The organism is Bosea sp. Tri-49, assembly GCF_003952665.1.
Classification (GTDB): domain Bacteria; phylum Pseudomonadota; class Alphaproteobacteria; order Rhizobiales; family Beijerinckiaceae; genus Allobosea.
In genome coordinates, this window is record NZ_CP017946.1 from 5485232 (window position 1) to 5497555 (window position 12324).

Consider the following 12324-nt stretch of genomic DNA (forward strand, 5'->3'; position numbering starts at 1 on the left):
AGTCAGACCTTCTTGATCGTCAGCTTCCCGCCGAACAGGCCCTGCGGACGCAGGACGAGCACGATCAGGATGGCGAGGAAGGGGGCGAGCACGATGGCGCGGGAGGAGATGAACAGCCCGACCATGTTTTCGACGATGCCGATGATGAAGCCGCCGACGATGGCACCGGGCAGGCTCGAGAAACCGCCGACGATCGCCGCCGCGAAGGCGAGCATGACGATCGAGCCCATGTCCGCGGTCATCAGGATCTTGGGCGAGATCAGCAGCGCCGCGATCGCCGAGATGACCCCGGACAGGCCCCAGATCAGCATGTGGCAGCGGCGCAGGTCGACGCCGACGAGCTGGGCCGCCTTCGGGTTCATGCCGACGGCGCGCATGGCGCGTCCCGTCTTGGTGTAGTTGAACATCCAGAAGAAGGCCGCCATCACGGCGACGGCGGTGCCGAAGATCGCAAGGTCGAGCAAGGTGACCGACGCCTGGCCGATCATGACGGAATCGGTCGGCACCAGAGCGGGGAAGGAGCGCGGCGTATCGCCGAAGCCGGTGCGGCGCACGAGCCCCTTCAGGACATAGGACAGGCCGAGCGTCGCGATGACGAGATAGACGAGGTCCTTGGCCGACTTCGCGACCTGATCGAGCACGACGCGCCGGAACAGCGCCATGGCGAGGAAGGCGGCGAGCAGCGTCGCCGGCAGCACGATCCAGATCGGCATCTGCTGGAAGACGAAGAGATAGAGCGCGACATAGCCGGCCGCCATGAAGACCTCGCCCTGGGCGAAGTTGGGCACGTCCGAGGTCTTGAAGATGATCACGATGGCGAGCGCGAGCAGAGCGTAGACGCTGCCCGAGACCAGGCCCGAGGCGATGCCTTGCTGCAGGAAGATCAGCGCGAGTTGCAGGTCCATGTCCGGCCGGGGCTCAGGTCAGGGGAGGGATGGCGGCCTAGGGGCCGCCATCCGATGTCGGGAGAGGGCGAGGTTGCCCGCGACGGTCACTTCGCCTCGTACGTCCAGCGGCTGGTGAAGACGCCCGGCAGCGGGGCCATCGTCGTGCCGTCGTATTTGATGAAGATCGTCGAGCGGTTCGCGGCGCGCTGCTGCGGTCCGAACTGCATGCGCCCGGCCATGACGCCCGAGTCGAAATCCTGCGCCTTCAGGGCGGCGAGCACCTTCTCGCGGGTCGGGTTCGGGCCAGCATCCTGCAGCGCCTTGACCAGGGACATCGCCGGAGGGATGCCATACGGCATGTAGGTCTGCGGATGGTCGGGCTTGGCGGCGAGATCGGGATAGGCCGCCTTGTACATGTCGTAGATCGGCTTGAGCTTGTCGCCGCCGGGCGAGTCGATCATGACCTCCTGGGTATAGAAGTTCTTCAGCGCGTCCTTGCCGACATTGCCGACGAGCTGGTTGAGGCTCGCCGTGCCGGTGACCGAGAGGATGATCGGCTTGTTGAAGCCGAGCTCGGCCGCCTTCTTGATCAGCAATGCGGCCGGACGGGCATAGGTCACGAGCAGGATCGCGTCCGGATTGGCAGCGCGCAGCTTCAGGAAGGGCGCGGTGACGTCGTTGATGGTCGGGTTGACCGATTCGACCACGAGCTTGACGCCATTGACCTCCGCGTCCTTCTTCGAGCCCTCGAGGTTCCAGGCGCCATAGGCGTCGTCGTGGTTGATGTAGGCGACCGTCTTGGCGCCCAGGCTCTTGGCGGCGAATTCGACCATGGCGCCGCCGACCGCGTATTGCGAGATCGAGAACGCGCCGAAGATGTAATCGGTCGGCGGGAACAGCGCGCCGTCACCCGACGCGTTCAGCATCAGATAGGGCACCTTGTTGCGGACGATGTAGTCCTTGGCGGCGACGACGGCGGCCGAGCAGGACCCACCGTTGAGCATGAAGACGTTCTCCTGCTCCACCAGCTTCTTGACGGCGGCGACGAGATCGTTGGCGTTGCAGCGGTCGTCCTCGACGACGTATTCGATCTTGCGGCCATGGATGCCGCCGTCCTTGTTGACCTTGTCGTAGTACATCTTCGCTGCGTTCACGACGTCGAAGCCATAGGCCATGTTCTGGCCCGAGAGCGGCCCGAAGATGCCGATCTTGATCGTCTTGTCGGTGATGCCGGGCTCCTGCGCGCCGGCTGCGAGGCTCATCAACAGCCCGCCGGCCAGTGTCAGGCCGCGTACGATTCCGTTCGTCTTCATCATGTCCCTCCCTGTCATCGTTTTGCCTTGTCGTTGAGGCGGTCCGCTCCGGCAGGGCGGTCCGATCCTGCGGGGATCATAGCGGAGTGCGCCGCCGCCTCTGTCACAGCCGCTTGGGACATCGGGTGACATTGTCCCCGCGGGCGGCCGTCATCGACGCTGCTCGGCTTCGAGCGGTAGCGCGGCTGCACCAGACGAGGGATAGGACAGCTTCTGGAAGATGTGGAAGGTGCGCATGATGTGGTTGCGCATCGCCTGCTCGGCACGATCGGCATCGCGCGCCTGCAAGGCTGCAACGATGATCCCGTGATCCTGGTTGCTGAGGCGGAATTCCTCGGGCGAGGTCATTCGCGCCACGGAGTCATTGAAGTAGAAACGCCCCGAGCGGAGGATCGCGTCCTTCAATTTCCGGTTGCGGGCCGCGTCGACGATGATGCCATGGAATTCCCGGTTGCTCTCGACCCTTGTCTTCTGGTCGTTCGGGTCGATCGCGAGCCGGCGCGCATGGGCGGCGGCGGCCGCCGAGATCTCCGCCTCCGTGGCGCGCTCGGCGACGAGACGCGCGGCATAGCCTTCGAGCGCCGCCCGCACCTCGGAATTCTCGCCAGCTTCGACGGCTGTGATCTCGCGTACGGCCCAGCCACGCTTGCGCGGCAGGATCAACTGCTCGACGGCAAGCCGCTGCAATGCCTCCCGAACGGGCGTGCGGCTGACGGCGAGCGCGGCTGCAATATCGGCTTCGATGAGCGGCTCATTCGGCCGCATCTCGCCGGAGAGGATCGCGTTGCGCAATGTCTCGTAGGCATCGCCAGAGCGCCGGCGAGTAGCAGCCGATGACTCTGCGTGCTCTTCGGGAAATCGCTCTGACGCTGGAAGGACGAGGCGCTTTTGCATGCCGGCGATTGGTTCGCATCTTATCGCTATGCGATGAGAATGCCGAGTTTCTGGTGCCGCCGCTGTCACCACGGCTGGGGACAGAAATGCGATCACTCAGCGGGCGCCCCGGAGTGCCCGGTACGTGCCAGAAGCCGACATCAAGTCGATGCCTGAAAGGGGGCCCCCTTGATTGATCCGCTGAGATCCGATGCAGCCGTCGGCAAACTGGAGGTCGAACCGGTTACAGGCAGCGCTCCTGTATCCCGAAGCAGGGATTCGTAGGTTCGCTGCTCCACATCTCAGCGGGACATCATCGCAAGCGGCCACATCACGATCTGCGGGAAGATCACGAGCAGCGCGAGCACGATGATCTGTGCAATCATGAACGGCATGACACCTTTGATCACGCCCGTCATGGGTACCTTCGCGACGCCGCAGACGACGTTGAGAACGGTCCCGACCGGCGGCGTCACCAAGCCGATCGCGTTGTTCATGATGAACAGCACGCCGAAATAGACCGGATCGATGCCGGCCTGCTTGACCACCGGCATCAGCACCGGCGTCATGATCAGCACGGTCGGGGTGAAGTCGAGCGCGGTGCCTACGATCAGCACAAGCAGCATCAGCACCGCCGTCAGCAGCATCTTGTTGCCCATGAAGGGCTCGACCATCGCGGCGAGCTGCTGCGGAATGTTCGCCGTCGTGATCAGCCAGGCCGAGACGCCGGCGGCGGCGACCAGGAACATGATCACGGCTGTCGTCTCGGCGGCGCGGTACATCAACCCGAACAGATCGGGGATCTTGATCTCCCGATAGATGAAGACGCCGACGAAGAGCGAATAGGCGGCGGCGATCACCGCGGCCTCGGTCGGCGTGAACAGGCCGAATTTGAGGCCACCGATGATGACGATCGGCAGCACCAGGGCCCACAGCGCGTTGCGGGTCTCGGTCAGCCGCTCGGCCATGTTGCGCCTAGGTTCGACGCGCGGATTGTCGCGCTTGATGCTCCAGCGCCAGGCGAACATGATCGCGACGCCCATCAGGACGCCTGGCACGATGCCGGCGATGAACAGCTTGGTGATCGAGACGCCGGCGGTGACGCCGAAGATGATCATGCCGATAGAGGGCGGGATGACTGGCGCAATGATGCCGCCGCAGGCGATGAGGCCGCAGGAGCGGTCGATGTTGTAGCCGGCGTTGCGCATCAGTGGGATCAGCACCGAGGCGAGCGCCGCGGTGTCGGCGACCGCCGATCCTGAAAGTGAGGCCATGATCACCGCGGCGATGACCGCGACATAACCGAGCCCACCGCGGATATGGCCGATCCAGGCCATCGCCATGGTGATGATGCGCCGGGTCATGCCGCCAGCATTCATCAGCTCGCCGGCGAGCATGAAGAAGGGCACGGCGAGCAGCGGGAAGCTGTTGGCGCCGTCCCACATGTTCTGGATGACGATCTGGGGATCGGTGATGCCCATATGGAGCATCATCACGAGGCCGCAGCCGATCAGTGCGAAGGCGACCGGCATGCCGAGCGCCATCAGCCCCAGCAGCGAGGCGATGAAGACGAAGACGATCACGACCTTGCTCCTCCGGCGGCGTTCGCCTTGACGTCGCGTGCAGCCTCGAGGCCCTCGGCGAGGCCTTCCTCGTGCACGTCGATGAGTTCGTGATCGGCGACCTCGCCACGTGCGAGCCGGATCAGGTTGGACAGGCAGATCAGGGCGATGGCGGCACCGGTGACGTAGCTGACGCCATAGACCCAGAGCATGCTGATCTGCGCGACGGGCGAGGCATTGCCCGCGATGATGTCATGCTGCAGCCAGGTCCCATAGAAGATGAACAGTGCACAGATCAGCATGACGACCTGGCTGATCGCCCAGCAGACCTTGCGCCCGAGGACCGGCAGCGCCTGCACCACCATGTCGACACCGAGATGACTGCGTCGGTGCAGGCCGATGATGCCCCCGAGGAAGGTCATCCAGACGAAGGCGAAGCGCGGCATCTCCTCCGACAGGTCGATGCCGGTGTTGAAGAACAGCCGCAGCACCACGTTGCCGAAGACCATGACCAGCATCACGGCCATGCAGGCCACCAGGATGATCTCGATCAGCCGGTAAAACCAACTGACTCCGGTTGCGAGCAGATTGCCCATCGATCACCTCGCTGGTGCGTGCGGAGAGTTCGGCCGGCTCGCCACGAGCCGGCCATGCAGGTGCATTCGCCTTACTTGGCGGCGCGCGCCTTCTCGATCTCGGCGGTGAACCCATCGACGAACTGCTCGCCAATCTGGCTCTTGAACTTGTCGACGACCGGCTTGACTTTGGCCTGGACCTTGCGCAGGTCCTCGGCCGAGACCTGATCGACCGTCACCCCCGCCTCCTTGAACTTGCCGATGACATCGCGGTCGCCCTCATCGAGGAGCTTGCGCTGCAGAAGCCCGGCCTCGACCGCGGCTTTCTGGATGCCGGCCTTGTCGCTGGCCGACAGCGTGTCCCAGAACTTCTTCGATGCCACCAGGGCCACCGGCGTATAGACGTGGTTGGTGATGGAGATGTACTTCTGCACCTCCTGCATCTTGTTCGACCACATGTGCAGGAGCGGGTTCTCCTGGCCGTCGAGCGCCTTCACCTCGAGCGCGGTGAACACCTCGGAGAACGCCATCGGCACGGCGTTGGCGCCGATCGACTTCCAGGTGTCGAGCGCGACGGGATTGGCCATCACGCGCAGCTTGAGCCCGGAGACATCCTCGGCCGTCTTCACCGCGCGGCGACTGTTCGACAGGTTGCGGAAGCCCATGCCGGTCCAGGTCAGGCCGACCAGCCCGCTCGGCTCGATCTTCTCGAAGATCGACTTCACCGAGGCGCCGTCGAGGACCGCATAGACCTCGTTCTCGTTCTGGAAGAGGAAGGGCAGATCCCAGACCTGCACCTCCTTCACCCGGGTCGAGAGCGGCGCAAGCGTGCCGATGTAGAATTCCTGCGTGCCGGCCTGCACGGCCTGGAGCTGCTTCTCGTCGCTGCCGAGCATGGCGGAATGGAAGGCCTGCACCTTCACATTGCCATTGGTGTAGGTGCCGGCGAGCTCCGCGAACTTGTTCACGGCGGTGGCCTGCGGATGGGTGTCGGGCATGGCATGGCCGATCTTGGCCTTGACCTCGGCCAGAGCCGCCGTGGAGCCCAGCAGCGTCGCCGCCAGCAAAGCCGCGATGGCCGCACGCCGCGAAGTCGAATTGATCATGACCGCCTCCCTGTTTCTGTCGTTGAATGCATGCGCGCGGATGCGCCCGTTTCGTCTCGATCAGCCCGGCCGCAAAGCCGGGCAGCGTCTCATTTCCGCTGCTTCTTGATCTCGGCGTAGAAGTCGTTGACGAAGGCGGCGCCGATCACCTCGGAGTTCTTTGCGATCACCGGCTCGATCGCCTTGCGGATGGCTTCGAGCTCGGCCGGCGGCATCTCGACCGCCGCCATGCCCTTGGCCTTGAGCTCGTTCAGGACCTCGCCGGCCTCGCGGAGCTCAACCTCTCGCTGGAAGGTGCGCGTCGTCTCCGCGGCCGCCTGGATAGCGGCCTGTTGCTGGGGCGTCAGCGAAGTCCAGAACCGCTTCGAGGCGAGCAGCGCCACCGGCGTGTAGACATGATTGGTGACCGTCAGGTGCTTTTGCACCTCGAACATCTTGTTGGCGTACATGTCGACGAAGGGATGCTCGTAGCCGTCGAGCGCCTTCGTCTCCAACGCGGTATAGACCTCGGTGAAGGCCATCGGCACGGCGTTCATGCCCATGGCGTTGAAGCTCGCCAGCGCCATCGGGCTTTGCATGACCCGGACCTTCAGCCCCTTCATGTCGGCGAGTGAGGCGATCGGCCGCTTGCTGTTCGACAGGTTGCGGAAGGCGCCGCCGGACCAGGCCAGGCCCTGCAGATTCATATCGGCGAGGTTGTCGAGCAGGCGGCGTCCGGCCGGCCCGTCGAGCACCGCGGCCGCCTCGGCGTCGGTCGCGAACAGGAACGGGAAGTCGAAGATCTGGAGTTCTTTCTTGCGGGCTGCGATCGGCGAGAGCGCGCCCATGTAGAAGTCGATCGTGCCTGACTGGGTGGCGATTAGCATCTTCTCCTCGGAGCCGAGCGCGGCATTGCCGAAGACCTCGACCTTGACGCTGCCATTGGTCGCCTTGGCGACCTCCTCGGCGAAGCGCTTCATCGCTGCGGCGCGCGGGTGGGCATCGGCGAAGGAGTGGCCGAGCTTGGCGGTCTTCACATCCTGAGCCGAAACCGGCGCGACATATGCCGCAGCGACGGCCACCCCGGCGGCGAGGCTGGCGAGCACGGTCCGGCGCGTTTGGTAGAGCATGGAGACCTCCCGTGGGGCGCGCTTGACTTCGCTCTGCTGGCGGCGCCGATAAGTCCCCATAACGCTGCAGATGTCAGGTTGTCAAACAACTGACAGCATGACAATGTAAGGTAACATCGGGAAACGCCATGCAGCTGTCATCGATCGGATCCAGGCCCAATCTCGCCAGCGACGCTGCCGCCGCTTTGGCGAAGTCGATCAGGACCGGCGCGCTGCAGCCGGGCGCGCGCCTGCCATCCGAGACCGAGCTCGCGCGCCAGCTCGGCGTCAGCCGCCCCGTGGTGCGTGAGGCAATCGCCTATCTGCGGGCCGACGGCATCGTCGAAAGCCGGCGCGGCCTCGGCCTGTTCGTCAACCAGCAGGATTCGCTGCGCCTGCGGCGGACCGAGATCGAGGCGTCCGAGCAGTCGATTCTGCAGTTCCTCGAATTTCGCCTCGGCATGGAGGTCGAGGCGGCGCAACTCGCCTCCCTGCGCCATACGCCCGAGGATCTGGCGCGGATGGAGGCGGCCGACGCTGCGCTGAACGCAGCCGACGACATCGGCGAGGAAAGCGCCCAGCACGATCTGGCGCTGCATCTCGCCATCGCCGCGGCCGCGCACAATCCGCTCTTCCTCAACGTGCTGCAGTTCGTGTCGAGCCCGCTGCTCAACTCGATCCAGAGCATGCGCAACAAGGACCGCGGCGAGGCCTCGAACATCGCGATCCGCCGTGCCGACCATGCCGCGATCGTCGACCGTGTCCGCGCGCGCGACCCGGCCGGGGCCGGAGAAGCGATGCGCAAGCACATCGGCGAGTCCTATCGCCGCTACGCCTCGCAGATCACCACGGGCGGCCCGCCGCCGGTCCATCCCGCCCTTCAAGCGATAGCGACCCGGGAACGCTGAACGTGAACACCCTGTTCGATCTTTCCGGGCGCACCGCGCTCGTGACCGGCTCGTCGCGCGGGCTCGGCCGCGCCATGGCCGAAGGGCTCGCCGCTGCGGGAGCCGCAATCATCCTCAACGGTGCCGACCAGGGCCGCCTCGACGAGGCCGTCGCCGCCCTGACGGCCGCCGGCCATGCTGCGCGCGGCCTGCGCTTCGATGTGACCGACGAGGCCGCGGTCGTCGCCGCGTTCGAGGCGCTGGATGCCGAAGGCGTCGCGGTCGACATCCTCGTCAACAATGCCGGAATCCAGTTCCGCAGGCCGATGCTGGAGCTCGAGACGGCCGACTGGCAGCGCGTGATCGACACCAATCTGACCAGCGCCTTCGTCGCCGGCCGCGAGGCTGCCCGCCGCATGACTAGGCGCGGCCACGGCAAGGTCATCAATATCGGCTCGCTGACCAGCGAGCTCGCCCGCGCCACCGTTGCGCCCTACACGGTGGCGAAGGGCGGCATCAAGATGCTGACCAAGGCGATGGCGGCCGAATGGGGCGAACTCGGCATCCAGGCCAACGCGATCGGCCCGGGCTACATGCTGACCGACATGAACCAGCCGCTGATCGACAATCCGACCTTCGATGCCTGGGTGAAGGGCCGCACGCCGGCCCGGCGCTGGGGCCGGCCGGACGAACTCGTCGGCACCTGCGTCTACCTCGCCTCTTCCGCCTCCGACTATGTCAGCGGCCAGATCATCTATGTCGATGGCGGCATGATCTCGGTGCTCTAGGCCATCAGGCAATCCGACCAAGAACATCGACGCGCCAAGCGCGACCAAACTGAAGTCCAGGGAAAAGCGCCATGAAGATCACCGCCATCGAGACGATGCGGACCGAGGAGTTCGCCAACGTCCTGTGGGTGCGCGTCCACACCGATGCCGGGATCATTGGCCTGGGCGAGACCTTCTATGGCGCCGGAGCGGTCGAGTCGCATTTGCACGACACGCTGTCGATGCGCCTGCTCGGCAAGAATCCGCTGCATATCGAGGCGCTGCATCGCGAGATGTCGAACCTGCCGATGGCTCAGGCATCGACCGGCGTCGAGTCGCGCGCCACCTCGGCCGTCGACATTGCGCTCTGGGACATCTTCGGCAAGGTCTGCGGGCAGCCGGTGCACCAGATGCTGGGCGGCCTCTGCCGCGATCGGCAGCGCATCTACAACACCTGCGCCGGCTACAAGTATGTACGCTCGCACAACATCAAGCCGGTCTCGACCTGGAATCTCGGCGAATCCGCAGGTCCCTATGAAGACCTCGACGGCTTCATGAACCGTGCCGATGCCGTGGCCGAAAGCCTGCTCGAAAGCGGCATCACCGCCATGAAGATCTGGCCCTTCGATCCGCCCGCCATCGAGAACCAGGGCGTCCACATCACGCCAGCGCAGATGAAGAAGGCGATCGAGCCCTTCGAGAAAATCCGCAAGGCCGTCGGCGACAAGATGGAGATCATGGTCGAGTTCCACTCACTCTGGAACCTGCCGACCGCGATCAAGATCGCCCGCGCGCTCGAGCCCTACAGCCCGACCTGGTACGAGGATCCGATCCGGATGAACTCGCCGCAGGCGCTCGCCGAATATGCGCGCTCGACCACCGTCTCGGTCTGCGCCAGCGAGACGCTGGGCTCGCGCTTCCCTTACAAGGATATGCTCGACCGGGATGCCATGCACATCGTCATGGCGGACCTGTGCTGGACCGGCGGCCTGACCGAAGGCCGTAAGATCGCGGCGATGGCCGAGACCTATCACCGGCCCTTCGCGCCGCATGACTGCATCGGCCCGGTCGGCTTCATTGCGGCGATCCACGCCTCGTTCAGCCAGCCCAACACGCTGATCCAGGAATCCGTCCGGGCCTTCTACACCGGCTGGTACAACGAGCTCGTCACCGAGATGCCAGTGTTCGTGGACGGCTATGTGCTGCCGATGGAAGGCCCGGGGCTCGGCGTCGAATTGCTGCCCGCCGTTTTCGAGCGATCCGACCTGACCGTTCGCCGCTCGACGCTCTGAGCTTCCATCTCGACCGGGCCGCCGAGCCTGTCCGGCCCCCTGCCTGCGACATCGGATGAGTTCATGCGTATCATTTTCCACGGCGAGAACGCGGCGTCCTTCAGCCAAGGTTTCAGGGAACTTGTCGGCGGCGAGGCCGACATCCGGATCTTGCCGGATGCGCTCAGCGACGAGGCCGACCGGCGCGCCTATGCCGAGGCGGATGTCATTATCGGCGTCAAGTTCGACGGCACGCTTCCCAGGCCTGATGGCCTCAAGCTCTTCCACGTCCCCGGCGCAGGCTATGACGCGGTCGATCTGAAAGCGCTGCCGGACGGCGCGAGTGTCTGCAACTGCTTCGGCCACGAGCAGGCGATCGCCGAATATGTCATGAGCGCGCTGCTGGCCCGCCATATCCCGCTGGCTGATGCCGATCGGCGCCTGCGCCAGGGCGACTGGGCCTATTGGGCCGGCGCGCCGGACCGGGTCCATGGCGAGATCGCCGGCAAGACGATCGGCCTGCTCGGCTTCGGCCATATCGGCAAGGCAATCGCCCGGCGAGCCAAGGCCTTCGAGATGCGGGTTCATGTCGCCAATCGGAGCCCGGTCGAAACGTCTGAGCTGGTCGACCGCGCTTTCACGCTGGACGAGCTCGACGCATTCTGGGGCTCGGCCGACGTGATCGTCGTGTCGTTGCCGCTGACCCCGGAAACGAAGGGATTGGTCGGAGCGGCTGCCTTCGCGACGATGCGCCCGGACGCTGTGATCTTCAATGTCGGCCGCGGCCCGATCATCGACGAAGCCGCACTCTATGGTGCGCTCAAGGACAACCGGATCGGCGGCGCGGTGATCGACACCTGGTATCGCTATCCGGGGCCGGCGGACGCCAACCCGTTGCCGGCGACGCTGCCCTTCCACGAACTGCCGAACATCGTGATGACGCCGCACATGTCCGGCTGGACCGGCGGCACGATCCGGCGCCGCCAGCAGACCATCGCCGACAATATCCGCCACAGTGCGGCAGGTGAGCCGCTCGTCAATCTCGTCAGGGCCGCACAGGCCTGAACCCTCTCCAGCAGCCGGCCGGACGAAGCCGGAAACAACGAAGGCGGGCAAAGCCGCCAACCAGGGAAACGTCCAATGAAAGTCTTCAGGCAACTCAGGATCGCCGGCACGTTGCTGGCACTCGGCGCGGGCATGCTGGCGGCGAGCCAAGCTTCGGCCCAGACGGTCACCGAGATCGTCAAGCGCGGCAAGGTCAAGATCGGCGTGCTCATCGGCGCCCCGCCCTATGGCTCCGTCGACGCCCAGGGCAACGCGATCGGCTACGATGCCGACGTCACGGCACTGGTCGGCAAGTATCTGGCCGTGCCGGTCGAAATCGTGCCGCTCACCCCGCCTTCGCGCATTCCAGCGCTCGAGGCCGGCAAGGTCGACTTCCTGATCGCGACGCTGGCGCCGACGCCCGAGCGTGCCAAGGCGGTGATGTTCACGATCCCCTACAGCGCCTTCCAGACCGGCATCTACGCCAAGAAGGGCACGCCGATCAAAGACTGGGCCGACCTCAAGGGCCGCAAGGTCGGCGTCAATCGCGGCTCCAGTGTCGAGCGCGAGTTCACCAATCGCGAGAAGGAACTCAACCTCACCATCCTGCGCTTCGAGGACGACGCCACCACCATGCAGGCGCTGTTCTCCGGGCAGGTCGAGGCGATCGCCGGCCCCGATGCGCAGGCCAACGCCGCGATCAAGGCGCGCGGCGAGACCGAGACGGAGCTGAAGTTTGTCTTCGGCATGCAGCCCAACTCGATGACCGTCCGCAAGGACGCCTACGAGCTGAGGCAATGGCTCAACAACACGATCTACTACATCAAGCAGAACGGTGAGTTGAACGCCATTTCCGAGAAGTGGGTCGGCTCGCCGCTGCCGCAGCTGCCGACCTTCTGACTAGTCCCTGAGCTACCGGCGGAGCATTCCTCCGCCGGCTTTGCGCGACCT

General features: G+C 65.2%; 12 protein-coding genes. 5 read left to right on the top strand and 7 right to left on the bottom strand.

What is annotated here, in order from left to right; translation table 11 throughout:
* Positions 1 to 2 precede the first annotated feature (2 nt).
* The 7 genes from BLM15_RS26445 to BLM15_RS26475 form a co-directional block, all read right to left on the bottom strand.
* On the bottom strand, positions 3 to 905 hold the full coding sequence (locus tag BLM15_RS26445; protein WP_126115533.1) for a branched-chain amino acid ABC transporter permease: 903 nt from the start codon (positions 903 to 905) through the stop codon (positions 3 to 5).
* A gap of 86 nt (positions 906 to 991) precedes the next feature.
* Entirely contained in the window at positions 992 to 2200 is a 1209-nt protein-coding gene (locus BLM15_RS26450) for an ABC transporter substrate-binding protein (RefSeq protein ID WP_126115534.1), read from the bottom strand.
* A gap of 150 nt (positions 2201 to 2350) precedes the next feature.
* Complete coding sequence (locus BLM15_RS26455; protein ID WP_164547652.1) at positions 2351 to 2992, bottom strand: GntR family transcriptional regulator; 642 nt, start codon at positions 2990 to 2992, stop codon at positions 2351 to 2353.
* A 383-nt stretch (positions 2993 to 3375) separates the two neighbouring features.
* Complete coding sequence (locus BLM15_RS26460) at positions 3376 to 4656, bottom strand: TRAP transporter large permease (RefSeq protein WP_126115536.1); 1281 nt, start codon at positions 4654 to 4656, stop codon at positions 3376 to 3378.
* Positions 4653 to 5231, bottom strand: coding sequence for a TRAP transporter small permease (locus BLM15_RS26465; protein ID WP_126115537.1), 579 nt, complete (start codon positions 5229 to 5231; stop codon positions 4653 to 4655). The genes BLM15_RS26460 and BLM15_RS26465 overlap by 4 nt, the downstream gene beginning before the upstream one ends.
* 71 nt (positions 5232 to 5302) lie before the next feature.
* Positions 5303 to 6316 carry a TRAP transporter substrate-binding protein gene (locus BLM15_RS26470; protein ID WP_126115538.1) on the bottom strand — a complete coding sequence of 338 codons (1014 nt, stop codon included), beginning with the start codon at positions 6314 to 6316 and terminating at the stop codon, positions 5303 to 5305.
* Between the two features lie 89 nt (positions 6317 to 6405).
* Complete coding sequence (locus tag BLM15_RS26475; protein ID WP_126115539.1) at positions 6406 to 7425, bottom strand: DctP family TRAP transporter solute-binding subunit; 1020 nt, start codon at positions 7423 to 7425, stop codon at positions 6406 to 6408.
* Positions 7426 to 7553: 128 nt separating this feature from the next.
* Here BLM15_RS26475 and BLM15_RS26480 point away from each other — a divergent pair, with 128 nt between their 5' ends.
* The 5 genes from BLM15_RS26480 (at position 7554) to BLM15_RS26500 (ending at position 12273) form a co-directional block, all read left to right on the top strand.
* Positions 7554 to 8312, top strand: coding sequence for a FadR/GntR family transcriptional regulator (locus BLM15_RS26480; protein WP_126115540.1), 759 nt, complete (start codon positions 7554 to 7556; stop codon positions 8310 to 8312).
* Positions 8313 to 8314: 2 nt separating this feature from the next.
* Positions 8315 to 9079 carry an SDR family oxidoreductase gene (locus tag BLM15_RS26485; RefSeq protein WP_442859404.1) on the top strand — a complete coding sequence of 255 codons (765 nt, stop codon included), beginning with the start codon at positions 8315 to 8317 and terminating at the stop codon, positions 9077 to 9079.
* 71 nt (positions 9080 to 9150) lie between these two features.
* Entirely contained in the window at positions 9151 to 10350 is a 1200-nt protein-coding gene (locus tag BLM15_RS26490; RefSeq protein ID WP_126115542.1) for a mandelate racemase/muconate lactonizing enzyme family protein, read from the top strand.
* A gap of 63 nt (positions 10351 to 10413) precedes the next feature.
* A complete protein-coding gene (locus tag BLM15_RS26495) occupies positions 10414 to 11394 on the top strand; it encodes a 2-hydroxyacid dehydrogenase (protein ID WP_126115543.1) in 981 nt (326 codons plus the stop codon).
* 75 nt (positions 11395 to 11469) lie between these two features.
* The gene (locus tag BLM15_RS26500) at positions 11470 to 12273 is read left to right on the top strand and encodes a transporter substrate-binding domain-containing protein (RefSeq protein ID WP_126115544.1); all 804 of its coding nucleotides are present in this window, start codon (positions 11470 to 11472) and stop codon (positions 12271 to 12273) included.
* Positions 12274 to 12324 lie beyond the last annotated feature (51 nt).